Source organism: Polynucleobacter sp. MWH-UH23A (assembly GCF_040409805.1).
Taxonomy (GTDB): Bacteria; Pseudomonadota; Gammaproteobacteria; order Burkholderiales; family Burkholderiaceae; genus Polynucleobacter.
Genome location: NZ_CP099572.1, coordinates 688,303 through 713,407, shown reverse-complemented (window position 1 = coordinate 713,407; position 25,105 = coordinate 688,303). Strand labels below are relative to the sequence as shown.

The 25,105-nt window shown below is 44.9% G+C and carries 21 protein-coding genes, 1 other RNA gene, 2 pseudogenes and 1 riboswitch; of the genes and pseudogenes, 11 read left to right on the top strand and 13 right to left on the bottom strand.

Annotated features, from left to right (window positions below; genetic code table 11):
• Nucleotides 1-11: 11 nt before the first annotated feature.
• From metG to panC, 4 genes and pseudogenes are all read left to right on the top strand, one after another.
• A pseudogene (gene metG, locus NHB35_RS03860) lies at nucleotides 12-1,676 on the top strand (methionine--tRNA ligase); the annotation flags it as partial.
• Nucleotides 1,677-1,785: 109 nt separating this feature from the next.
• A complete protein-coding gene (locus NHB35_RS03855; protein ID WP_353433083.1) occupies nucleotides 1,786-1,974 on the top strand; it encodes a DUF3460 family protein in 189 nt (62 codons plus the stop codon).
• Nucleotides 1,967-2,830 carry a ScpA family protein gene (locus tag NHB35_RS03850; protein WP_353433082.1) on the top strand — a complete coding sequence of 288 codons (864 nt, stop codon included), beginning with the start codon at nucleotides 1,967-1,969 and terminating at the stop codon, nucleotides 2,828-2,830. Before NHB35_RS03855 ends, NHB35_RS03850 begins: the two co-directional genes overlap by 8 nt.
• A complete protein-coding gene (gene panC, locus NHB35_RS03845) occupies nucleotides 2,827-3,678 on the top strand; it encodes a pantoate--beta-alanine ligase (RefSeq protein WP_353433081.1) in 852 nt (283 codons plus the stop codon). The genes NHB35_RS03850 and panC overlap by 4 nt, the downstream gene beginning before the upstream one ends.
• A gap of 16 nt (nucleotides 3,679-3,694) precedes the next feature.
• Here panC and NHB35_RS03840 read toward each other — a convergent pair whose 3' ends face one another.
• The 6 genes from NHB35_RS03840 to NHB35_RS03815 all read right to left on the bottom strand — a co-directional run bounded on the left by NHB35_RS03840 (nucleotide 3,695) and on the right by NHB35_RS03815 (nucleotide 10,420).
• Nucleotides 3,695-4,627, bottom strand: coding sequence for a methionyl-tRNA formyltransferase (locus tag NHB35_RS03840; RefSeq protein ID WP_353433080.1), 933 nt, complete (start codon nucleotides 4,625-4,627; stop codon nucleotides 3,695-3,697).
• Nucleotide 4,628: 1 nt separating this feature from the next.
• Nucleotides 4,629-5,876 carry a formyl-CoA transferase gene (frc, locus tag NHB35_RS03835; RefSeq protein WP_353433079.1) on the bottom strand — a complete coding sequence of 416 codons (1,248 nt, stop codon included), beginning with the start codon at nucleotides 5,874-5,876 and terminating at the stop codon, nucleotides 4,629-4,631.
• Nucleotides 5,877-6,004: 128 nt separating this feature from the next.
• A complete protein-coding gene (locus tag NHB35_RS03830) occupies nucleotides 6,005-6,433 on the bottom strand; it encodes a PAS domain S-box protein (protein ID WP_353433078.1) in 429 nt (142 codons plus the stop codon).
• Nucleotides 6,434-6,553: 120 nt separating this feature from the next.
• Complete coding sequence (frc, locus tag NHB35_RS03825; RefSeq protein ID WP_353433077.1) at nucleotides 6,554-7,804, bottom strand: formyl-CoA transferase; 1,251 nt, start codon at nucleotides 7,802-7,804, stop codon at nucleotides 6,554-6,556.
• Nucleotides 7,805-7,876: 72 nt separating this feature from the next.
• Nucleotides 7,877-9,586, bottom strand: coding sequence for an oxalyl-CoA decarboxylase (oxc, locus tag NHB35_RS03820; RefSeq protein WP_353433076.1), 1,710 nt, complete (start codon nucleotides 9,584-9,586; stop codon nucleotides 7,877-7,879).
• A 216-nt stretch (nucleotides 9,587-9,802) separates the two neighbouring features.
• Complete coding sequence (locus NHB35_RS03815) at nucleotides 9,803-10,420, bottom strand: Crp/Fnr family transcriptional regulator (protein WP_353433075.1); 618 nt, start codon at nucleotides 10,418-10,420, stop codon at nucleotides 9,803-9,805.
• An 82-nt stretch (nucleotides 10,421-10,502) separates the two neighbouring features.
• A riboswitch (cobalamin riboswitch) is annotated at nucleotides 10,503-10,719 on the top strand.
• A gap of 109 nt (nucleotides 10,720-10,828) precedes the next feature.
• Here NHB35_RS03815 and NHB35_RS03810 point away from each other — a divergent pair.
• The 5 genes and pseudogenes from NHB35_RS03810 (at nucleotide 10,829) to NHB35_RS03790 (ending at nucleotide 14,709) form a co-directional block, all read left to right on the top strand.
• Nucleotides 10,829-13,012, top strand: coding sequence for a TonB-dependent receptor (locus NHB35_RS03810; RefSeq protein WP_353433074.1), 2,184 nt, complete (start codon nucleotides 10,829-10,831; stop codon nucleotides 13,010-13,012).
• Between the two features lie 91 nt (nucleotides 13,013-13,103).
• On the top strand, nucleotides 13,104-13,376 hold the full coding sequence (locus NHB35_RS03805) for a hypothetical protein (RefSeq protein ID WP_353433073.1): 273 nt from the start codon (nucleotides 13,104-13,106) through the stop codon (nucleotides 13,374-13,376).
• Nucleotides 13,357-13,572: pseudogene (locus NHB35_RS03800) on the top strand (cell division protein ZapA); the annotation flags it as partial. The gene NHB35_RS03805 and the pseudogene NHB35_RS03800, both read left to right, overlap by 20 nt.
• A gap of 99 nt (nucleotides 13,573-13,671) precedes the next feature.
• Nucleotides 13,672-13,890: non-coding RNA, 6S RNA (gene ssrS / locus NHB35_RS03795), on the top strand.
• A complete protein-coding gene (locus NHB35_RS03790; protein ID WP_353433072.1) occupies nucleotides 13,891-14,709 on the top strand; it encodes a sulfite exporter TauE/SafE family protein in 819 nt (272 codons plus the stop codon).
• Nucleotides 14,710-14,722: 13 nt separating this feature from the next.
• On the opposite strand, the gene NHB35_RS03785 is transcribed toward NHB35_RS03790, so the two are convergent.
• From NHB35_RS03785 to NHB35_RS03755, 7 genes are all read right to left on the bottom strand, one after another.
• Entirely contained in the window at nucleotides 14,723-16,246 is a 1,524-nt protein-coding gene (locus tag NHB35_RS03785; protein ID WP_353433071.1) for a malonyl-CoA synthase, read from the bottom strand.
• Nucleotides 16,247-16,283: 37 nt separating this feature from the next.
• Nucleotides 16,284-17,237, bottom strand: a complete 954-nt coding sequence (locus tag NHB35_RS03780; protein WP_353433384.1) for a tripartite tricarboxylate transporter substrate binding protein — start codon at nucleotides 17,235-17,237, stop codon at nucleotides 16,284-16,286.
• Nucleotides 17,238-17,396: 159 nt separating this feature from the next.
• A complete protein-coding gene (locus tag NHB35_RS03775; protein ID WP_353433070.1) occupies nucleotides 17,397-18,701 on the bottom strand; it encodes a malonyl-CoA decarboxylase in 1,305 nt (434 codons plus the stop codon).
• Nucleotides 18,702-18,829: 128 nt separating this feature from the next.
• Nucleotides 18,830-19,738 (bottom strand): LysR substrate-binding domain-containing protein, encoded by a 909-nt coding sequence (locus NHB35_RS03770; RefSeq protein WP_353433069.1) that lies wholly within the window; start codon nucleotides 19,736-19,738, stop codon nucleotides 18,830-18,832.
• Between the two features lie 20 nt (nucleotides 19,739-19,758).
• On the bottom strand, nucleotides 19,759-20,550 hold the full coding sequence (lgt, locus tag NHB35_RS03765; RefSeq protein ID WP_353433068.1) for a prolipoprotein diacylglyceryl transferase: 792 nt from the start codon (nucleotides 20,548-20,550) through the stop codon (nucleotides 19,759-19,761).
• A gap of 19 nt (nucleotides 20,551-20,569) precedes the next feature.
• Entirely contained in the window at nucleotides 20,570-21,037 is a 468-nt protein-coding gene (locus tag NHB35_RS03760; protein ID WP_353433067.1) for a DNA polymerase III subunit chi, read from the bottom strand.
• Between the two features lie 11 nt (nucleotides 21,038-21,048).
• Nucleotides 21,049-22,659 carry a leucyl aminopeptidase gene (locus tag NHB35_RS03755; RefSeq protein ID WP_353433066.1) on the bottom strand — a complete coding sequence of 537 codons (1,611 nt, stop codon included), beginning with the start codon at nucleotides 22,657-22,659 and terminating at the stop codon, nucleotides 21,049-21,051.
• Between the two features lie 172 nt (nucleotides 22,660-22,831).
• On the opposite strand from NHB35_RS03755, the gene lptF reads away from it, so the two are divergent.
• Both lptF and lptG read left to right on the top strand, forming a co-directional pair.
• Nucleotides 22,832-23,944, top strand: a complete 1,113-nt coding sequence (lptF, locus tag NHB35_RS03750) for an LPS export ABC transporter permease LptF (protein WP_353433065.1) — start codon at nucleotides 22,832-22,834, stop codon at nucleotides 23,942-23,944.
• On the top strand, nucleotides 23,944-25,098 hold the full coding sequence (gene lptG / locus NHB35_RS03745; protein ID WP_353433064.1) for an LPS export ABC transporter permease LptG: 1,155 nt from the start codon (nucleotides 23,944-23,946) through the stop codon (nucleotides 25,096-25,098). The genes lptF and lptG overlap by 1 nt, the downstream gene beginning before the upstream one ends.
• Nucleotides 25,099-25,105 lie beyond the last annotated feature (7 nt).

The window sequence follows — 25,105 nt, the reverse complement described above, 5'->3', positions numbered from 1 at the left end:
TTTCGCTTTACATGAGTAGCTCCCAGCGTCGCCTTCTCGTTACTTCCGCCCTACCGTATGCCAATGGCCAGATCCATATTGGTCACCTGGTGGAGTACATCCAAACGGATATCTGGGTCCGATATCAAAGAATGCGTGGCCATGAAGTCCATTATGTTGGCGCCGATGACACACATGGCACCCCAATCATGTTGCGCGCGGAGAAAGAGGGTCTAAGCCCTAAACAATTAATTGCGAATGTTTGGAAAGAACATAAACGCGACTTCGACAACTTCCTGATTTCATTTGACAACTACTACACGACTGATAGTCCTGAGAATGAAAAACTGTCGCAAAGCATTTATCTAAAGTTACGTGATGCGGGTTTGATTGAAAAACGCGCAATTGAACAAGCTTACGATCCTGTTAAGGAAATGTTCTTGCCGGATCGCTTCATCAAAGGTGAATGCCCGAAGTGTGGCGCAAAAGATCAGTACGGCGACAACTGCGAAAAATGTGGCGCCACTTATTCCCCCACAGACCTCAAAAATCCATTTTCTGTTGTGAGCGGCGCAACTCCTATTAAGAAAATCTCCGATCACTATTTCTTTAAATTGTCCGATCCTCGTTGCGAAGCGTTTTTGCGTGAGTGGACACAAGTAAAAACACCACTTCAATCCGAAGCTCGTAACAAGATGAAAGAATGGGTGGGTGAACCTGGTGAAAGCAAATTAGGCGACTGGGATATTTCTCGTGATGCCCCCTATTTTGGCTTTGAAATCCCCGATGCGCCTGGCAAATATTTCTATGTCTGGCTGGACGCACCGATTGGCTACTACGCTAGCTTCCTCAATTACTGCCAAGCTAAAGGCTTAAATTTTGATGAGTGGGTCAAGCCTGATACCACTACAGAGCAATACCACTTCATTGGTAAAGATATTCTGTACTTCCACACCCTGTTTTGGCCAGCCACTTTGCAATTTGCGGGCTACCGCACCCCTACCAATGTTTTTGCACATGGCTTCTTAACCGTAGATGGAGAGAAGATGAGCAAGTCACGTGGCACGCTCATTTCTGCAAACAGCGTGATTGAGTGTGGATTTAATCCAGAGTGGTTCCGCTATTACTTCGCAACCAAACTCAATGACAGCATGGAAGATTTAGACTTAAATCTTCAAGACTTTGTTGCGCGCGTGAATAGTGACTTACTAGGTAAGTACATCAACATTGCAAGTCGTAGCGCTGGCTTCTTGGTGAAACGTTTTGGTGGCATTGTTTCTGATGAAGCAATGAGCTACCCATTGCTAAAAGAAATTGCAAAGGCCAGTGAAAAAATCGCTGCACTCTACGAAGGAAGGGAATTTGCGAAAGCATTGCGCTCCATCATGGAGCTTGCCGATAAGGTAAATGGCTTTGTGGATGAAAACAAACCTTGGGAAATCGCCAAAGATCCCGCGCGAGAAGTTGACTTACAGAAAGTCTGCAGCGTGACGCTAGAGGCATTCAGAATGCTCAGCCTGTATCTCAAGCCAATCATTCCGAATGTAGCTGCTGGAGTTGAGGAATTTTTATCATTGACACCCCAGTCCTGGTCTGACATTGCCACTCCGCTCTCGAGTAAGAACCCAATTAAGCCTTATAAGCACCTCATGACCCGTGTGGAAGCCCCGCAAATCGAGGCTTTACTGGCTGCAAACTTGTAAAAATCGGCCCAAAAAGCACCTATAATGGTGCTCGTAGATCGTAATTCTCATTGAACATTAATTTTGTAAGTTACTGAATTAATTGAGTATTTTAGGAAATATCATGGCAAGATACCAATCTGAATTCACCCAGTTCTTAAATGAATTGAAGGCTCAGAAACCCCATCTGGAGGCTGACCAACAAGCCGGTCGTGCCCTGCTGTGGGACAAAGAGCCTCAAACAGTGGAAGATCAGCGTCGCGCCAAAGCCGCCAAACTCAAACAACGCGCCTACGTTTACTCGAATGACTGAGCCAAACTCTCAGCCAATTCCAGATTTACTTGATAGCACCCCATCGGTAACCGATGGCATGTCGGAAGCGTTCGCCAAACTTTATGGTGAACCCCTATTTAAGCTTCCAAACGATTTATACATCCCGCCCGATGCATTAGAAGTTTTTCTAGAGGCCTTTGAAGGTCCACTAGATCTTTTGCTGTATTTGATACGCAAACAAAACTTTAATGTGCTCGATATTCCGATGGCGCAGGTTACACAACAGTACCTGAGCTATATCGATCAAATTCGTCATCACAACCTTGAGCTTGCTGCGGAATACCTTCTCATGGCTGCCATGTTGATTGAAATTAAATCACGCATGCTGTTGCCAATGAAGAAAGCTGACAGCGAAGAGGAAGTAGAAGATCCGCGTGCAGAATTAGTCCGTCGCTTATTGGAATATGAACGCATGAAATTGGCGGCTCAAGAGCTTGACCAAATCCCACAACACGGACGTGACTTCCAGGTGGCACACGGCTTTGTGGACACTACTGTTGCGATCACATGGCCTGAAGTCAATTTAGAAGATCTACAAATGGCATGGCGTGATGTACTACACCGCGCCAAATTAACTCAGCACCACACTATTACTCGTGAAGAGCTTTCTGTTCGCGACTTTATGACTCGCATCTTGCGTCGCTTGCAAAGTACCCGCTTTATCGAATTTGGCGAGCTGTTTGAAGATGCTATCAAGTCTGGCAAAGGGATCCCTGTTGTGATCGTGAACTTCATTGCTATGCTTGAACTTTCCCGTGAAGCCTTGGTGGAGATTACCCAAGCAGAACCTTATGCTCCAATTTACGTTCGCTTGGCTTACACTCCCGTTGCATGAAAATCATTAGCGACATTCAAGAGCTGCGCGATCATTTGCGCGGACAAAATCGCGCCTCATTTGTGCCAACCATGGGCAATCTCCATGAAGGCCATCTATCACTGATGCGATTAGCAAGGCAGCATGGTGACCCAGTAGTAGCAAGCATCTTTGTGAACCGCTTGCAGTTCGGCCCAAACGAAGATTTCGATAGCTACCCTCGCACTATGCAGGCCGATATCGAGAAGCTTGAAAAAGAAGGTGTATACATCTTGTTTGCACCTACCGAGAGTGACCTCTACCCGCAGCCACAAGAGTATCGAGTTGACCCTCCCCAACAGCTTGGCGACATCCTTGAAGGCGAATTCCGCCCAGGCTTTTTTAAGGGCGTATGCACCGTAGTCTTAAAACTCTTTTCTTGTGTCCAGCCCAAGGTGGCCGTATTTGGCAAAAAGGATTATCAACAGCTGATGATCATCCGCCAAATGGCCAAACAGTTTGCCTTGCCAGTTGAGATTGTTCCTGGAGAAACTATTCGTGCTGATGATGGTCTAGCACTCTCTTCCCGAAATGGATACCTATCTGTTGAAGAACGTGCTGAAGCCCCTGAGCTCCAAAAGGCGTTGAAGGAAGTACGTGAACAAGTATTGCAATTAAGCTCACGAAACGCTGAAGCAATTGCACAAATTGAAAAAGCAGCAGTTGCTAATTTAGCAAGCCGTGGCTGGAAACCAGATTACATTGCGATTCGCCAACAGAGCAATCTTGCCCCCGCATCCAATGAAAACTTGCAAGCAGGCGAGCCGCTAGTCATTCTGACTGCTGCCAAGCTTGGGAAGACTCGCTTGATTGATAACCTAGAGATCTAATCTTTAGCTTATTTGCTTACAGGGCGAAGGACTGTCCTACTTGTAGATTTATTTCTTTAGCCAATTCAGCGCCATTTACTTTACCTGCAGCACCCTTGGCTTTAAGCACTTCAATCTGTCCACCATGGCATGTCACAAAGAATGAATCTAATGTGATTTGAGTCACTTCACCTGGCTTGCCTTTTACAGCACCAAATGTTCCAGCAACATGTTTATGGCAATCGTAGATTTGCACCTTTTGTTCACCAAACTTAGTCCACGCACCCGGCGCTGGGTTACAAGCGCGAATCAAGTTGTAGATTTGTGAGATATGACTTGCCCAATGAATCTGCGCAGCATTGGCATCAAACCAACCTTCGTAGTTAGCCTGTGACTCGTCTTGAACAATTTCTTGATGCTTGCCAGCCACCACTAAGTCAGCGGCCTCGAGCAAGGCTTTGATACCAATCGGAAATAAATAATCAAAGTAGATTTTTCCGAGAGTGTCATCAGGCCCAATGATCACCTCTTTTTGCAAAATCACTTCGCCCTCATCCAAGCCATCGGATGGACGGAAAATAGTGAGGCCTGTTTTTTCCTCTCCTAATGCTATTGCCCAATTGATGGCGCTAGGGCCACGATACTTTGGCAATAAAGATGGGTGGTATTGAATCGTGCCATGCTTTGGAATTTTGCAAAGCTCTTGTGGAACAAACTGCAATACATAAGCCATAACGCAAATATCCGCCTGGCTATCAATCATTGCCTGAGCTGCCTCAGGACTTTTAAGTGAGGCAAACTGCAAGGGGGTCAAACCCATTGCAATAGCGGCCTCTTTTAAGACTTCTGGCTTACTTGACTTGGGATTATCTGGTGGACAGAAAACGGCGACGATTTCATCGCCACGATCCAAAAAGGCTTCTAAAGCCGCCTTACCAAAATCCGCACTCCCAATCAAAGCAATCCGCATCTTAGATCACCTTGTCGTGACGAAGAGCAATCAAATCATCTGTAGTGTATCCAAGCTCACTAAGAATCTCGTCGGTGTGCTCACCAAGCAATGGTGAACGTGTCACCTCTGTTGGGCTATCAGACATTTTGATTGGATTGCCTACTGTCAAATACTTTCCACGAATCGGATGATCAACTTCCACCACCGTTCCAGTAGCGCGCAAAGCCGGCTCTTCCGCAATTTCTTTCATTGACAAAATTGGACCACATGGAATGTCATACTTGTTCAAGATGTCCATAACTTCAAACTTAGTCATCGTCATTGTCCACCTTTCGATCTCAGCAAAAATCTCCATGAGGTGTGGCAAGCGAGCCATTGGCGACGCAAAGCGTACATCGGTAATCCAATCTTCGCGACCAATTACTTTGCAAATCGCTTCCCATACTGGGGCTTGAACAATCACATACATATACGCGTTGGGATCTTTTTCCCAGCCTTTGCACTTCACAATCCAGCCAGGCTGACCACCACCAGAGGCATTACCAGCGCGGGGTACAGAGTCACCAAACTCGCCGTTAGGGAACTGCGGGTACTCTTGCATCAAGCCATTGCGCTCTAAGCGCTGCTGGTCTCGCAACTTCACACGGCACAAATTCAATACCGCATCTTGCATTGCTGCCAATACCTTCTGACCACGGCCAGAATGAGTGCGTTGATACAAGGCAGTAACAATGCCTAAAGCCAAATGCAAACCAGTGCCGCTATCACCAATTTGTGCGCCAGTTACCATGGGGGGACCATCGTCAAAGCCAGTTGTGGATGCAGAACCACCTGCGCACTGTGCAACGTTCTCATACACTTTGCAATCCTCGTAAGGACCAGGACCAAAGCCTTTTACTGAAGCCATGATCATCATTGGATTAAGTTCCTGAATACGCTCCCAAGTAAAGCCCATGCGATCCAGGGCGCCTGGCGCAAAGTTTTCTACTAATACATCGCACTCTTTAATGAGGCGCTCCAGAATTTCTTTACCCTTTTGGGTTTTTGTATTTACGGTGATTGAACGCTTGTTATGGTTCAGCATCGTGAAATACAAACTATCCGCATCAGGGATATCGCGCAATTGACCGCGAGTCGCATCCCCTTCGCCAGACTTTTCTACTTTGATTACATCCGCGCCAAACCAAGCCAACAACTGCGTACAAGTTGGCCCAGATTGAACGTGCGTAAAGTCGAGGATTTTGACCCCTTCTAGTGCTTTTGCCATGGTTTAAGTCCTAATAAGAATGAAAATTTTGAATTAGGGCAATTTTACCAGTGGGGGCCAAAGGAAAACGGAACGTGCCTAATTTTTAAGCACATTCTGCGAGCAGAGCCCGCTGGGGCTACAGGCATCTAAGCTGGTGGGTTTTCCAGATCTGAAATGCGCTTTTTAAGCGCCCTTTCCTCGGCAAACCGAACGGTCTCATCCCGAATGATGGCTGCCACACCGTTAGCCTGATGATTATCGTCAAACAGCATACCAACAGTGAAAGCAATCGATAGAGTGCTCCCATCTTTATGCTTAGCGGGAACTTTTAACAAAGAAGTGCCGTAACGAGTTGTGCCTGTCTTCATAGACTTACTGTAGCCCTCGCTATGTCGTTGACGCTGGCGCTCTGGAACAATCAAATCTAAGGTTTGGCCCAAAGCCTCTTCTTCGGTATAACCAAAGATTCGGGTTGCGGATGGATTCCACAAGACAATTTTTTCATTGGCGTCTGACACGATAATCGCATCGCCAACACACTCCACCAACTGGTGTAAATCAACACTGGTTTTCATAATCTCAGTCTAAAGCGATTTACAAATGTCTGCAGAAGTATTTCTTCTAAGATTGATAAGTAATAAAAAGGCGCTCACGAGGAGCGCCTAAGAGATACTGCAATTTATAGATGGTTCTTATTAAACTGCTTTTGCTGCATGCAATTTAGCGATGTCATCAGCACTGTAGCCAAGATCAGACAACACTTCATCAGTGTGCTCACCCAATACAGGAGATGGCTTGACTTCGATTTGCAAATCAGAGAACTTGATTGGGCTACCGATAGTCAAGTACTTACCACGTACTTTGTGGTCAACCTCAACGATCGAACCACTCTTACGCAAGTCTGGTGATTCAGCCAATTCTTTCATAGAGAGAACTGGAGCGCATGGAATATCGAACTTACGGAGAATATCCACTGCTTCATATTTAGTCTTGTCTTTGAGCCAATCTTCAATCGTTGCGAAGATGTCAAAAATCTTATCTTGACGAGCCTCAGCAGTCATGTATGCAGGATCTGTTGCCCACTCTGGTTTGCCTAAAGCCTTGGTAATTGGCTCCCAAGCGTGACCTTGAATAGTGAAGTAGATATAAGCGTTTGGATCAGTTTCCCAACCTTTACACTTCAACACCCAACCTGGTTGACCGCCACCACCAGCGTTACCGCCACGTGGGACTACATCAGAGAATGAACCGTGTGGATACTGTGGGTACTCTTCCAAGTAACCAACCTTGTCCAAACGTTGTTGATCGCGCAACTTCACGCGGCACAAGTTCAATACAGCATCTTGCATTGAGCAAGATACTTTTTGACCTTTGCCAGTCTTTTGACGTTGCATCAATGCAGTCAAAATACCAATTGCCAAGTGCATACCAGTATTGGAGTCACCCAAGGCGGCAGCAGAAACAGTAGGAGGACCATCCCAGAAGCCGGTTGTAGAAGCGGCGCCACCAGCACACTGAGCTACGTTCTCGTATACCTTCAAATCTTCATAAGAGTGGCCATCGCTAAAGCCCTTCACAGAAGCCAAGATCATTTTTGGATTTAGTTCTTGAATACGCTTCCAAGAAAAGCCCATGCGATCTAGGGCGCCTGGACCAAAGTTCTCAACCATCACGTCAGAAACCTTGATCATTTTCTCCAATACTTCTTTACCCTCTGGAGTCTTTGTATCAAGCGTCAAAGAGCGCTTATTACCGTTGAGCATTGTGAAATACAAAGCATCAGCGCCTGGGATATCGCGCAACTGACTGCGGGTTACATCGCCTGCGCCTGGACGCTCTACTTTAATCACGTCTGCGCCATAAAAGCCTAACAACTGAGTACAGGCAGGACCTGCTTGTACGTGTGTAAAGTCAATAATGCGAATGCCGTCTAATGGTTTAGTCATGCTTCTTTCTCCTTAAGTATTTCTTGTTTGCTGCAAATTTAGTCTAAAAATATTAACTTTTTATTACCGCTATTAATTCTTAGCAGCTGCTGTCGATGGGTTTAAGTTTGTTAAACGTCCACTTTCAGTACCTGCAGTTTCATCAATAACAGCATTGATGAGGGCTGGTTTACCGGCAGCAATTGCTTCTGTTAATGCTGCTTCTAATTCTGCTGGAGTAGTTACATAGTAGCCAACACCACCAAATGCTTCGATCATCTTGTCGTAACGAGCATCTTTAACAAATACTGTTGGGGCAACATCTGCGCCACCAGTTGGATTCTTGTCAGTACCGCGATACACACCATTGTTGTTAAATACAACTGTGGTTACTGGCAAGTTGTAGCGACAAATAGTCTCGAGCTCCATGCCGCTGAAACCGAATGCGCTGTCACCTTCAACCGCAACTGTTGGTAAACCGCTGATAACAGCAGCACCGATGGAGTAGCCCATGCCGATACCCATAATGCCCCAAGTACCAGAGTCAAAACGCTTACGTGGCTTGTACATATCCACGATCGCACGGCAGTAATCCAAAGTATTTGCACCTTCGTTCACTAAGTTCACGTCTGGGTTCTTCTTGATCACATCACGAATCACACGTAATGCGCCATGGAAGTTCATAGGATTGGCTTCTTTATTCAAAGTCTCAGCCATCTTCGCCATATTTTTTTCTTTTTTCTCATTGATGGCATTGATCCACTCAGCACTTGGCTTCGGTACTGAAGCAATTCCCTTCAAGAGTTCGCTGACGCATGAACCTACATCACCAATCAATGGTGCGGCGATTTGCACGTTGCTATCGACTTCGTTTGCTTGAATATCGATCTGGATAAATTTCTTAGGATCTTTACCCCATGTCTTACCCTTACCATGGGCAAGTAACCAGTTCAAACGCGCACCAACCAACATAACTGCATCAGCTTCGGCCAATACAAATGAACGTGCTGCAGAAGCAGACTGTGGATGGTTGTCTGGCAACAAACCTTTTGCCATCGACATTGGCAAGTAAGGAATACCTGATTTTTCGATCAAATCACGGATCTCTTTATCAGCCTGAGCATAAGCAGCGCCTTTACCCAAGAGAATCAATGGGCGCTTAGCACCTTTGAGCACATCTAAAGCACGAGCAACTGCATCTGCAGCTGGAATTTGACGTGGAACTGGATCGATCACTTTGAAGATAGTTTTCTTGGCTTCATCAGCAGGCATTGTTTGAGACAACAACTGCGCTGGCAAGTCTAAATAGACACCGCCTGGACGGCCAGATACAGCAGCACGAATCGCACGAGCAAAACCGATACCAATATCCTCAATGTGATTAATACGGTAAGCAGCTTTACAGTATGGCTTAGCAGCATTGAGCTGATCCATCTCTTCGTAGTCACCCTGTTGTAAGTCAACGATTTCACGTTCGCTTGAACCAGAAATCAAAATCATTGGGAAGCAGTTCACAGTAGCATTTGCCAATGCAGTCAAACCATTCAAGAAACCTGGAGCAGAAACAGTCATGCAGATACCAGGCTTTTGTGTCATGTAACCTGCAATCGCTGCAGCGTTACCTGCGTGTTGCTCATGACGGAAACCGATGAAACGCAATCCTTCTGCCTGAGCCAAACGGCAAAGGTCAGTAATCGGAATACCAACAAGACCGAAAATAGTATTAAGGTCATTCGCTTTCAACGCATCGATAACGAGGTGAAAGCCGTCTGTTAACTGGGTGTTTTGATTATCTGTTGTCATAGTTATGTATGTGAATTGCAGGTGTAGCCTCAATATTCATTAAGGCAATTTAGCTTTCGCTACGGTCTCCAATAAAGTTATTAATCGCACAACGGGTTTTGGACCCGCTTAGGCTGAAGTGAATATTAGGCTTGAGGGTCTAGATCATCATTGACTTCGGTCAATTTCCCCCCAAATCCTTGATCCTAAAGGGGTTAACCCTTCCAAAAGGTTTAATTAAATAAAGAGCTCTTTATGCTTGGTTTTGAGGCGACTCAAGGTCTCTGGGGAGAGGTTTAAATAAGCGGCCAGCTCTTTCTTGGGAAGAAGCTCAAAGAGGTCCTCGTACTTGCGTAAAAAGCGCTCTACCCGACCTGGAGCATCAAGCATATGCAAGGTAATAGTATGAGCCATGATCTCACTCATTAAGCGCATCACTTCAAACTCGAAGCTTTCTTTAAGTGACTTATGTTCTTCCAAAAACTCTGCCCACTTTTTAAGGGGCATACGAGCTACACGGGCTTTCGTCACGCTAGCAATGCTATATGGGGCAGCGGTCTTGAGGCGCCATGCAGCGTAACTAGTCTCAATATCCTTTTCGATGGAAAAACGCAAAATCATCTCTTTGGCTTCTGCGCTTGAAACAATGCGCTTGAGGATTCCATCAAGTACGAAGTACTGCTCCATTTGATAGTCACCCTGATGGAGCAAGATCTCGGATTTTTTAAGGTCTGAAATTTCTAAATGGCGCTCCAAATCTGCCATTGCAGCTGAATCCAAGCTGTTGAGCACACAGTTTTGGCTCAACTGAAGACGAATCAGGTTTTTTTCGGGGTGCTTATCTAATGCGGTCATGAATCCTTCATCCTAGACCCATATTGTAGGCTTTTTTGTAAAAAAAAGCGGTTGTTTCACCCTAAAACCTCAGCGAGATAAGCTAGAATTGCGGGGTCGTGGTGCCATATTGCAGTGCAATAGGGTTAAACGGGAAACACCAAACGTGTGCTGCCCCCGCAACGGTAAGTAAATACCTCTTTTATTAGCACTTGAAGAGGTCAGGAATCTGAAAACGCCACTGTGCGCGTCAATCGCATGGGAAGGCCAGATTCTGAGATTTACTAGCCCGGATACCGGCCAAGACAGGTGGAATTTTGCGGACGGGGAACTTCGCGCGCCGATGACAGCGCCCTATCTTGCGATTTGACGCCTATTTGACGCCAATCTCCTGCACAAGAAATTCTGTTCGACCCAGCTTACGGGGAAGTGAGCCAGGTATTCGACAACAGAAAGTTAAAAATGAAACAGCAGTTCAGTAAGAAAAAAGTTGCCTTGTTCTGTGGCATCGCATTTTCACTTATAAGCACTACTCATACATTTGCACAAAACTCCCAATCAACAGTAATTGTTTCGGGGTCGCGTTTTGAAGAGAATCTCAATGAGGTTCCAGCAAACGTACAGGTCATTACTCGCGAAGAAATTGCCGAATCAACCTCGACTAATATCCCAGACATTCTGTCGCAAATTGGCGGATTGAATGTTAGAAATACAGCTGGCGGACAATTAAACCTTGGAGCCACCATTGATATGGGTGGGTATGGGCCGACTGCAAGAGATACAACTCTGATACTTGTAGATGGGCAAAGAATTAATCCAATAGATTCATCAAGTATTTCCTGGGAATCTATACCTCTGGACTCTATAAATCGTATTGAAATTTTACATGGGGGCGCCAGTGTTCAATACGGTAATGGCGCAGTAGGGGGAGTAATCAACATCATCACCAATGGCGGCAAAAAAAATCTCAATCAGGTTTCAACTAGTTATGGAAGCTTTAATACATTTGTAAACAATGCAATTTTTAGAAATACAGCTGATAAAACAACACTTCAACTCAGTGCAAACACATCAAACACAGGGGGCTGGAGGCCAAACTCTGCAGCAAACGCATATGCTTTTGATGCAAAGCTAACCCAATCATTGGGGGGCAAAGATAATATCTATACGGATATCTTTTATAGCTACGCAAACCAACAAAACCCAGGTGCAATTGTTGGGCAAGCAAACCAGGGGAATGCTCAATCAGTAAGATTTTTGAACATTGGTGCCGGTACCACCATCAACAATACTGGGGTAAGAGCGGGTTTATCAAAAGAGTTGAGTAGCATCTTTAATTTAGAAGTTGATGGGTCTTATAGCAATAAAAATACATTTTTTTATCAACCCTTTTATTCCACTCTAGCATCGGCAAATGGATTTCCAGTAGATTTAAATTACAGCAGCCCTCCCCCTTATCCTTTTATATCTCCAACTCAGACCAACTATCAGGGGTGGCAGCTTAACTTGACTCCGCGTATAAAAGCAAATTTTGGAGCCTATGGAACCAGCATATTGGGATATGAATTCAATAAAGCAAACCAGGGCTCAAGTGGTTCATTCAGCCCTGTGACTCAACAGGCGGCTGTGACTGCTTATAACCTAAATTATGGTACGACTGCCCCCTTGGTTAGCAATCAGAATGCTAGTATTTATAACCAGTCAATCTACTTTATCGAAAAATTACCGATAACTAATTCGATTGACTTTAACGGTGGGTATAGGTACCAAACACAAAGCGCAAGCGCAGGTGGAAATGATCTTTGGAGTGGGTCCATTAACTCCAACCAAACCTACTCAGCAAATGCAGGTGATATCGCCCTTAACTACAAATATCTTGAAGGGCAAAAAATTTACCTCAAGTGGAATCAGTCCTATCGCTTTCCAAACGTAGATGAGTTTTGGAGCTGGAATACCATAGGGGGAGGCTCAGCTTTCAGCGGAATTCTTAAACCCCAAACCGCCCAAACATATGAAATTGGTGGCAATTGGCAAGTACTTAGAAGCAATTTATCTGCATCTTTATTTACATCTGCATCTCAAAACGAGATCATGTACAACCCAGTAACCTTTTTCAATACTAATTCTATTTACAACATCAATAGAAATGGGCTTATTTTGAATGGCCTCTCTGCAATAACATCAAATCTGTCAGCAGGTATTGGCGGAACAATTCAGCACGCATTTTATGCAAATGGCCCGTACCAAAGTCAATCGATTGGCCAAGTACCCAATTTACTTCTCAATGCTCGTGCAACATACATCGTAAGTCCTAACTGGTCTATAGGCGGCATAATTAATTACGTAGGCAGTCAACATTACGATGCATCTCCCAGCAATTACAGCTCTCTAGCTACAATGCCTTCTTATACTGTTGCAGATATCTACGCTAATTATAAAATTGGGAGTTGGGATGCTCGATTAACAGTTAAGAATGTAGGTAACTCTCAATACTCTACATATGGGGGCTACGGTAGCGTTTTCCAACCTAATGGAGCAAGTTCAACAAACTACTATTACTATCCCAACGACCCAAGATCGGTCTACATCAGTGCAAAATACAGCTTTAACTAATCTTTCTGCAATTCTTTAGTCTCCAAGGTTGATTGAAGGCTAGTAAATAGCCTTCCTTCACCTAAATTTAGCCTAAGGCTACAATGCCCATATGAGCGAGCCAACCTCCCTACCCCCGAGTCTCGATGACCTGAGTGCATCGCTTCAGCGTTTGTCTGAAAAGATATCTCTTATTCAAGATGCTGTGCGTAATCTAACCCAGAGTCGTGCACAACTTGAAGGCAAGATTGAAGATGCTCAGAAACGTGTGCAACGTATTTTGAGTCGCCTGCCCGAGCAAAACGATGGCCGCCAATTGAACTTACTTGGCGAAACAATTCAAACAACTAATCCAGAGGACGACAGTGAGCCAACAACGCATTGAAGTGACTCTCGCTGGTCAAAAGATCACTTTAGCCACCAGTACAGAACATGAACCACTGCTTCGTGCAGCCTGTGTATTAGTTGATGAACAAATTCAACTTGCAATTAGCGGTGGTAATCGCAGCATTGAGCGCGCAAGCATGATGGCTGCCCTCAAAATTGCTGGCGATCTGATTAAGTTACAAAATAATCAAACGCAACAAAGTTCTTCTTCGAATGTGAGCTCCGATGAAGTTGCTCGTCTTCAAGCGGAGATTCGTGGTCTTGAGGAACAAGTAGATACTTTGATGCAAACCCTTTCCCTGCCTGGTTCGCCAAGGCCAATAGTTCCTTGAACCGATGCGCAAGCATCAGGAACGATCTTTACCTTGTGGGCGTGAGCGTTTTGTAGGTTCACAGTGCCAACTCAGACTTGGTTTCTCCCTGAACTCCTTAATGCACCCGAAACAAAGTAGCCGTTCCACCTTGAACCTTTGGGTTCAGGATGACGGCCTAGCGGCTAAGGCGGGGAATTCATGTTACTAAGTGATATCTTGATGCTGATGCTTTGCGGAAGCATCTCTGGTTTTTTAGCAGGACTTCTTGGTATTGGTGGCGGCATGATCCTGGTGCCGTTCATGATCCTAGTATTCAATCACCTCGGCTTTAATCAAGAAGTGATTGTGCACATGGCTATTGCTACAGGCATGGCAACAATTTTGTTTACTACCTCTTCCGCAATATGGGCTCACCATAAACACGGCTCAATTGATTGGAAGCTAGTTGCCTCACTCAGCCCTGGAATGATTTTTGGTGGACTCATTGGTGGCAGCGAATTATTTGAAGCTTTAAAGACTTCTTGGCTTTCATTATTCTTTGCCATCTTCATTGTTTACACATCGATTCAGATGTTGCTCAACAAAAAACCTTCAGCAGGCAGGGATCTGCCTGGCTTTATCGGACTTTTTTCCTTCGGAACCTTCGCGGGCGCTTTAGCTAGTCTCGTTGGCGCAGGTGGTGCATTTATTACAGTGCCTTTTATGCTTTGGTGTAATGTAAAACCCCACACAGCAATGGCAACTTCATCAGGCTTAGGATTTCCGATCGCGATGGCTGCAACCATAGGATATATGTATGGCAGCTGGGGCAACCCTAACCTTCCATCGGGCTCATTGGGATTTGTTTACTTACCTGCGGTAGCGTGTATTGTGGTTGTGAGCATTTTTACAGCGCCTTTTGGCGCCAAGATGGCCAGAAAACTGAACGTTGCTCAACTCAAACGCGTCTTTGGCATCTTGCTGTTTTTCCTTGCAGCCTTCATGTTTAATGAAAGCCGCAAGGCATTTGGTTTCTAAACAACTCTAATTTTTAACTACTGTATTGCTGACGCAGAATATTCTTCTGCACTTTGCCCATCGCATTACGCGGTAGATCTGAAACAATCTCCAAACGCTTTGGGATCTTAAAGTTAGCGATTTGAGTTTTCAGAGTGGCAATCATGGCTTCAGAATTCAATTTAGCGCCCTTCTTAGGCACAACAATTGCCATTACTGCTTCACCAAAATCAGGATGCGGAATACCAATTACCGCACTCTCATCCACGCCATCCATATCGTCAATAAAGCCTTCAATTTCTTTTGGGTATACGTTGTAGCCACCAGAAATGATCAAGTCCTTGCTGCGACCTACGATGCACAAGTAGTCATTTGGAGCTTTGCCGCCATTGGCCTCGCCACCCCAGCGACCCACGTCACCTGTTTTAAACCAACCATCTTTGGTAAATTCTTCTGCAGTTTTTTCTGGCATACGCCAGTAGCCCTTGAATATATTCGGGCCTTTTACTTGGATGCTACCGATTTCATTCACGCCACATGGTTTGTTTTTATCATCCACCACACGCACTTTCACGCCTGGCAAGGGCAAACCAACCGAACCTCCTACGCGCGCACCTTTGTATGGATTAGAGACCAACATTACAGTCTCACTCATACCATAACGCTCCAAGATAGGCTGACCAATCACCTTCTTAAAAGTATTGAAGGTTTCAGTGAGCAATGGTGCAGACCCCGAAATAAACAAGCGCATATTGCGCGCTACTTTCTTATTGAACCCCTTGTCCGCTAATAGACGAACATAGAAAGTTGGCACGCCCATTAGTACAGTTGACTTAGGCATATGATGAATTAACTGCGACACATCTAAACGTGGCAACCAGATCATCTTGCTACCGTTAATCAAGGCGCCATGTGCCGCAACAAACAAACCATGCACATGGAAAATTGGCAAAGCGTGCAAAAGCACATCGCCTTTTACCCAACCCCAGTACTTTTGCAACACTTGAGCATTGCTATATAGGTTTTTATGAGTCAGCATTGCGCCTTTGCTACGGCCAGTTGTGCCAGAGGTATACAAGATGGCGGCCAAATCATCATCTTTAGCAGCAACCGTTTTAAATACATCACTCAACTTACCTGCACGCTCAAGCAAAGTGCCTGTGCGATTGTCGTCTAGAGTTAATACATGCTTAGTGCCCGCTTTAGATGCAACCTTCGATACCCAGGAGTAATTCTTGCTACTACATACCACTAGGGCGGGCTCAGCATTCTCAATGAAATATTGCATCTCAGCCGCTTGATATGCAGTATTGAGAGGCAAATATACATAACCAGCGCGGATGGTTGCTAAATACAAAAAGAGAGCTTCTGGAGATTTTTCAACCTGAACTGCAACTCGAGCGCCCGCTGGAAGCTTCAGGCTCTTTAATAAATTTGCCAGCTTGGCTGTTGCGCACTCCAAATCACTCCATGAGTAATACAAGCCATCATGGGTCTCAATTGCGCAGGCTGATTTATCTTTTGGAAAGCCTTTTTCCAATACTGAATACAAATTCATTGAAACCTCTAGTTAAACAATTTTTAAGAATGAAGCATTAGTCCAATTTCGCGCCAGACGCTTTTGCCACCGCTGCCCAACGCTTAATGTCTGCTGCCACAAATTTGCCAAAAGCATCGCCTGACATATTGGGAGTATCTGATCCGTTGTTAGTCCAGATTGTTTTCAAGTCAGGTGTATTAATTGCTTTTTGTACTTCAACAATCATTTTGTCCACAATCGGTTGAGGAGTGCCTTTTGGTGCGAACAAGCCATACCAAGTCGAAACTTCATAGCCGACCAAGCCAGCCTCAGCTGCCGTTGGAACATTCGGAAAACCTGGGGCACGCTTTTGAGATGCCACTGCTAAAGCAACAATCGAGCCATTTTTAATCTGCGCAGCGGATGATCCCAGTCCATCAAACTCGATATCAACCTGCCCCGCAATCAGATCCTGCATCGCAGGTCCAGCGCCACGGTAAGGAATATGCGTAATGAAAGTTTTCGTCAGCATCTTAAATTGCTCTCCAGCCAAATGGTGGGAGGAGCCATTTCCGGCGCTAGCGTAATTAAATTTGCCTGGATTCTTTTTCAGCAGGTCAATAAATTCCTTAAGGTTTTTGACTTGCACATTCTTAGGATTGACCACGATTACCTGCGGTGGATTAGCAACCATTGCTACAGGAACAAAACTCTTTTCAATGTCGTAATCCAATGCGGGGTACATAGCCGGAGCAATCGCATGGTGAGCGGCACCCATAAAGAATGTATAGCCATCTGGCGCTGCTTTTGCCGCGATGGAGGCACCCAATGTGCCACCGGCACCACCACGGTTATCAATTACGATTTGTTTGCCCAACTGTTTTGTCAATTGCGCAGCTAAGGGTCTTGCAAAAGCATCCGTTCCCCCACCAGCAGGAAAAGGAACAATAAATGTAATGGGTTTATTTGGCCACTCCTGAGCTAATGCAGCCAAGGGAGCAAGGCAAGCGATTAGCAATACCTTTTTCATAAAGGTTGAAAAAATTGAATAACGAATCATCTTGATCTCCTTTGATGCCACTTCGGCAAAATCATTATTTAAAACTTCTGGATCTTAACGCCCAGTTTTTTATATTCTAAAGCGAATCTCTTCGGACTCTGCTCTAGCATCTCTCCTCCGGAATACTCTCTAGATCTGCATTAAACGCCCCACCGCACGGGAATAATCAATTTCTCCATGGGTAAAGCGCTCATGATTTTCTTCAACAGAAGATAAATCGTATAAGTAATTCACCATTAACGCCGCTGATTGTCTTAGACCTTTTCGCGACAAATCTCCCGCCCAATTTATTTGGTGTAGCTTAGCGCCGTTGCCTAAGTGAAATTTAGCAACCGGATTGCCATTTCTACTGGCAGATCCCAAGGCTAAATAAATACTAGCAAGACAAAGCAAAGCAGATTTTTCTTTTTCTGTCGCATTATCTGGATGCCATCCGGCACTCAGCCGCTCAGTCCATGAGCGATTAGCAAGATTTAATACTTCCAAAGACTGCTCTCTGGCTAGACGGATTGCTGGCTTTAATTGAGCGCCGACCTTCTCATCGCCGATGTGAGCGCCATCTGCAACCCAATCCATAAATCCAGGAATAGGAGAAAGCGTAACAAAAGTTTTGATGCCAGGAAATTCGGAATGCAATTGTTCAGCAACACGCTTGATCAAGAAATTACCCATGGATACGCCGCGCAATCCTGGCTCACAGTTACTGATTGAATAGAAGGCAGCAACTTTGTATTGAGACGTCTGGTGAACAGTTTCTGCTTTTTTATCTACCAGAGGCGTTATAACCGCTGGAATTTCAGGGAGTAATGCAACTTCAACGAAGATAAGGGGCTCGTTGGGTAACTGTGGATGGAAAAATGCAAAGCAACGACGATCAGGCTGTAGACGTCTGCGTAGATCATCCCAACCATCAATCGCATGAACAGCTTCGTGCTGAATCAGCTTCTCCAATACTTCTGCCGGCGATTTCCAATCGACACGATGCATCTTCAGAAAACCAGGATTAAACCAAGAAGATAAAAGATGTCGTAAATCAAAATCGACAGCAGTCAATTCTGGTTGTTTATCTAATAGCTGCAACAAATCACGACGCATGGCAACCAAACCAGCGGTACCGTTAGTCGCGCGATTTAAGCGACGGAATAATTCCTGTCTGGGTGGCTCAGTAACACGTTGCAACTTAATATAGTTGCGTGCATTTGCCTCACTAGCAAAGTTTTGAGCTGCAGTCATCACAGCAGCTGGATCTGGGTTGAGCTTTTCAAATAAGAATGTGAAAAACTTTAAATGCTGGTCTTTCGTCAGTTTGCGATAGTTGTTAAATACGTCATCAGCCATGCTGAGAGCATTCGATTCCCCTCTTTCGGAGATGAGTCGATTAACTGCGCCAGTTACGCGTGAAAAATAACGAGCTTTTGCCAACTTTTCCAGCATGGATCTTTACCTAGCAAGAGAATTAAATGAAGTACTAGAAATGTATTCCCGCTGCTAAGTGGAATCAATTAACCGAAGTCTATTTTCATTAACTTTTAGTTAATGAAATGTGGTGACCCACTCAGAATCTATTTTATTTTGCGTTGCAGCATGCGGGCTTCTGCAGCTAAGGCCAAAATATTGGGGTTTGATTCATTAGCCTGAAGATACATTAGCGCTATCCGCTGAATTACCTGATATTTTGATTCTAAAGGGGTGAAGTCCAATGCGTCTCCCATGAGCGCCCTTACTCTTCCCGGCAATAAGGAGCGACCCATATCATTTGACACCATATTCATCAAAGTAAAGATGTCACTCACCCTCATCACCACATTTGGCTTAACACCCGCAAGTTTAAAGGCATCATAGAAACCCGCAGTCGTAGCAAAGCCATCCTGCAAGGTCAGAAATTTCTCTTGCTCATAATTTGATAGATCAATACTTCCCTGTGTAGGCTTGCTATTTTTTGAAGAAGCCAAATAAAGTTGATCTTCAAACAATGGGACGATTTCAATACCATCAAGCTCATTATTTGTCGGTACTGCAATGACGATTGCATCTACTTCGCCAGCGTGTAATCGCTTCATTAAATCTTCGTTAGAACCTAGGTAAAGATCGACATCTAAGTCAGGTCGCCTGATTTTGGTTCCCATGATCACTCGAGGAATGATATTGGCCGTCAGAGAATACATTGATCCCAATCGAATCTGCTTACTCTCGATACCAGCTTTGGCTCTAGTCTTTTTAAGTACCCGATCGAGTTCTTCAAGCACATCAAACCCGCCCTCTGCCAAGTAAAGAGCGGCTGGCAAGGGTTTTAACTGTCTACCCTCTTTTATAAATAAGGGGCAACCGATTGCGGTTTCAAGTGAATGCAAAGCCTTATGAACACTAACTGAACTTAACTGCAGTTCCTCGGCTGTTTTTACTAAGCTTCCAGTACGTATGAAAGAACACAGAATTTCTAACTTTCGAAGGGTTACCTCTTCATACACCATGCCGATATCTCAATATCTTTCTATGAGGCCGAAGACGTAGATTGGCGCTGCATCAGATAAATGCCAAAGATGATCATCGGCACGCAAAGCCATTGACCCATAGATAATCCTAGACCTAAAAGACCAAGAAATGCATCAGGCTCTCTAGCGTATTCCGCTAAGAATCGACATATGCCATAACCCAAGAGAAATAAACCAGAGATTTGCCCAACTTTTCTTGGCTTGCTTGCATAAATCCACAAGACCACTCCGAGCAAAATGCCCTCGCCTAATAACTGATAAATTTGTGAAGGGTGACGTGGTACAGAATCCACTAAAGGAAATATCATCGCCCAAGGCAAATCCGTTGGTCTACCCCAAAGTTCCCCATTAATAAAGTTACCCAAACGTCCAAAGGCTAGGCCAAACGGCACTAAAGGAGCAACCAAATCGCTAACAACGAAAAATTGCGTGCCCTTCTTTTTGGCGAACCAAAGTAAAGCCAGTAAGACGCCCAAGAGTCCGCCATGAAAAGACATGCCACCTTCCCAGATTTTCAAAATATTCAATGGGTGTGAAAGATAAAAACCAGGCATATAGAACAAGGTATAGCCAATGCGCCCGCCAATCACTACACCCAAGACGCCTGCAAAAAGCAAATCCTCTAAATCTTTATAAGTCCAACCCAAGGCTTGATAGCGCGGCGCCCGAATACGCATACGACCGAGCAATAAGAATTGCGCAAACGCCATGAGGTACATCAATCCATACCAATGAATCGCAAAAGAGCCAATGCGTATCGCGGCAGGATCAAACTGTGGATGAATCAACATGAAGGATGAAGATTAGTTTTTATTTAGATTGAGATTGGTCAAAGTTATGCAGCTCATGCCCAAGCTCACGATAAGCCTTGTAACGCTCGCGCCCCGCTAGACGCTCAGCCTCATTGACTGTTACTACCTCAACAATACGTGGAAATCTCGTTACTAAAGCCGGAACATCCGAAGGCATACGCATACCCAAATGAATCATGACATCAGCATGAGGAATGGCGGCAAGCGCTGGTGATGCAAAGCTGTCGCTCAGAACAATGGGGGTTTCAGCAGCAGCTTCATCATCAATGAAACAGTGTGGCAAAAAATCCGCACTACTAAATGACCAAAGTAATTCATCTAATTTTTTAAGATCGGATTTTTCACCAACAATCACAACGTTGCGCACTGGCTGACCCTCTGGTGTCACACTCCAAATTTTGCGCGTCAGACGACATGCATATTGCAGTTTGTCAGCCACATTACTGTGAAAATCAATTCTTGCCATAGTCACTAGATTTATTTTTGCTCAAGCAAGAAATTCACTAGCAATGGCACAGGGCGTCCGGTAGATCCTTTAGCCGCCCCACTCTTCCATGCGGTGCCGGCGATATCCAAGTGCGCCCATTTGTATTTTTCAGCAAAGCGTGAGAGAAAGCATGCTGCAGTAACGCTACCAGCTGGACGGCCGCCAATATTAGCTACATCAGCAAAGTTGGATTTCAACTGCTCGTGATAAGCAGCGTCCAATGGCAATCTCCACACGGTATCCAAAGAGTCTTTACCAGCCTTAGTAATGGCATGGACTAAATCTTCATCATCAGAGAACAAACCACTATGCACATGACCTAAGGCGATCACGCATGCCCCCGTAAGGGTAGCAATATCAATTACTGCCTTAGGTTTGAAGCGCTCAACATAGGTCAGCGCATCACACAGGATTAAACGGCCTTCGGCATCAGTATTGAGAATTTCAATTGTCTGACCAGACATACTTTTCACAATATCACCGGGACGTGTTGCTTTGCCCGATGGCATATTTTCACAGGTCGGAATAACGCCGATGACATTCTTCTTCAATTTCATCAAGCCTACGGAATACATTGTGCCAATGACTGATGCGGCGCCACACATATCGTATTTCATTTCATCCATGGCTTCGCCTGGTTTTAATGAAATTCCACCAGTATCAAAAGTAATACCTTTACCCACCAAAACAATTGGTGCTTCACCAGTTTTACCGCCTTGATGACGCAACACAATAAATTGAGGCGGCGTTTCTGATCCTTGCGCCACAGCTAAGAAAGACCCCATACCTAAAGCCTGAATTTGTTTAAGGCCAAAGACTTCAACTTTGAGTCCTACTTTTTTAGCTAGACCTTGCGCGGTTTTACCAAGATAAGTTGGTGTACACACATTTGGCGGCAGGTTACCCAAATCCTTGGCAAGGTTCATACCTTCAACCATCGCACCACCCTGCTCTACAGCAAGCTTCAACTCCTTTGCGCAAGCATCATTTCCCGCAAATACCAAATGCTTGAAAGTGTCAGCTTTATCTTTAGCCTTAAATTTCATGGCGGGTTGGCGCACACCAAAACGATAAGCTTGATCACCCGCATACTGAATTGTCAGCCGTACTTCTTGAGCAATTGCCTCGTTTACTTTTGAATGCGTAAAGCTGGGAGCAAACCAAATAGCACTCTCAATTGAGCCGCCACTTAAAGCTTTTAATCCTGCACGAGCAACTTTAGAGTAGGCATGAAGACTACGCTCAGATGGCACATGCAAATCACCCAAACAAATCAGCAGCACACGTTTTGCCTTAATAGCATTTGCAGACCATGTCTTGTCTGCTCTCAATACACAAACAGAAGCTTGCTTATCATCCAGGTCACCCAATACATGAGCGTGGCTTACAGCCCCGCCTAAACAGATATCTAGCTCAGCCAAAAGGCCGGATTTTGTTTTTGCAGCCTTTGTTCCAGCAAAGCCATCTAAATCCATTTTCGAATAAGCCAAAACCAAACAATCCGTTGCCTGAGCCAACAGAGTTTTTAGGCTGGATTTAAGAGTTTTGGGGTTCTGAAGGTCTGCCTGAGGGAAAATCTCGGTACTTAATTGAATAGTCATGATGAATTGCGTTATTTATTACCGTGTTTTAGGTCGATTAGGGTCTAAAGATTCAGATTTATGATGTTTATCCATTATCCTCCGACATGAGATTAACCCAATTTGTCTGCCCCTACTGATAAGCAATCAAACCCACTAAGCCCTATTTAGCCCCCAGACAAACCCCCTAGCCATGATCTTTAAAAGTGCCCTCCGCCGTGAACTTAGCTTTACTACTGGTGGGGTCTTTTTGGTACTGGTAACCATTATGGTGACCACCCTAGTAATTCGAATCTTAGGTTATGCAGCTAACGGCACCGTCAACCCTGAGGATGCCATTGTTCTAATCGCATTGGCCACCTTGGGCTACCTTGCTGTTTTATTGACCGTTTCGCTTTTTGTTGCCACCCTCATTGTCTTAGTGCGTTGGTACAAAGACTCTGAAATGATTGTTTGGTTTGCGAGCGGTCTGAGCATCAGTAATTTAATTCGGCCGATTTTGCAATTTGCTACACCACTCATCATTGTGATCGCTCTACTCGCGCTGTTTGTTTGGCCATGGGCTAATCGCGAAACAACCCTCATTAGTCAACGTTTTCAACAACGAGATGATGTATCGATGGTAAGCGCAGGTCAATTTAAGGAGTCTGCTCGCGCGGAGCGTGTTTTCTTTATCGAAGAACTTGATGTCGACAAGAGTGAAGTTAAGAATATTTTCGTTGCAGACAATAAGAATGGCCGCTTAAGTATTGCTGTTGCTTCTACTGGATTCATTCAAAACTCAGAGGGCGGAGAAAAATCTATCGTACTTCGCAACGGACGTCGTTATGAAGGCTACCCTACAGAGCCTGATTTTCGGATTCTGGAATTCAATGACTACACCACAAAGATTCGCAGCAAAGAGGCTCTAGCGCCGGCTCCTCGGGATAGAGAAAAAACCATTTCTGAGCTACTAAACGATGGCAACCCCAATGCAATCAATGCGAACCGCGCAGAATTGCTATGGCGAATCGGTTTGCCACTCATGGCATTAGGTTTGGTGTTAATTGCTATTCCACTCGCCTATGTCAACCCCCGTCTTGGTAATTACACCGCCATGTTTTATGCGGTTCTCATCTATTTGATTTACAGCAACCTCCTAAATCTCACCCAAAATTTTGTAGCTCAAGGAAAGTTCAGCGTGTTTGTTGGCGTCTGGCCTATTCACTTGCTAGCGTTGTTGATCGCGACAATATTGATTCGCAACCGTATTAATCCTTCCGTGAAGTGGTGGCGCCGTCAATTGCCTGCTGCTTTTGTTAAATAATGAAATTGCTCTTTCCCTACATTTACGAACGCTATTTAGCCAAGCAAATTTATATTGCGTTTGGCTTTATCTTGTTTGCATTAGTAGCTCTATTTCTATTTTTTGACATCCTGAGCGAACTTGGATCGGTACAAGGCGGCTACACCCTACCGCTAGCACTTTTGCATGTTTTATTAAAAGCGCCTGGCCGTATTTCTGAAATCATTCCCATTGCAGGTCTGATTGGCAGCATTTATGTATTCGCGATGATGGCCAGTCAATCTGAATTCACCATCCTGCGTATCGCGGGATTGGATGTGAAACGAGGCTTGATTGCGCTCACCAAGATCTCTATTCCGCTGATCGTACTGACACTCATGATGAGTGAATGGGCTGGCCCATATGCCGAGAATAAATCCGAGCAGATTCGGATGAAGGCATTGGGCGCTACTTATTCATCGCAATTTAAGACAGGTGTTTGGGTTAAAGATCGCCTACGTGATGAAGATGGTAGTGGCCCCGTACGCCCTGGAGTTCGTTATGTCAACGTGGGCAATGTCGATAAAGACAATGAGATTCGCAACATTCGCATGTATGAGTTCAACGATACTTACAATCTGTTGTCGATTCGTAGCGCACCCTCTGGACACTTTGATGAGAGTGGCATTTGGGTTCTCAATGATGTAACCGAGACCCGTTTTAAAGAAACGAAACAATCTGATCCGCTAAATCCCGTGTTTAGTGCGCAAACATTGACTCACCCAATTCTGACCTTAGAGTCTGAGGTGACACCACAAATTTTGAATGTACTGTTAATCAGTCCAGAAAAAATGTCGATTGTGAGCCTTGGTCGTTTTATTACTCACCTTCAAGAAAATAAACAAGATGCAAAACGCCACGCTATCGCCTTCTGGAAAAAAGTCATCTACCCTCTCACGATTTTCGTGATGCTTGCTCTCGCTCTTCCCTTTGCTTACCTCAAGGTACGCGCTGGCAGCGTCGGCATCAAAGTGTTTGGCGGCATCATGCTGGGCATGAGTTTCCAACTCTTTAATTCCTTGTTCTCCAACGTAGGGCTACTAAGCGCATGGCCGGCGCTTTTGACGGCCCTCATACCTCCAATGCTCTATTTCTTCTTGGCCCTTGCAGCGCTGAGATGGGTTTCTAAAGCCTAATACCTAA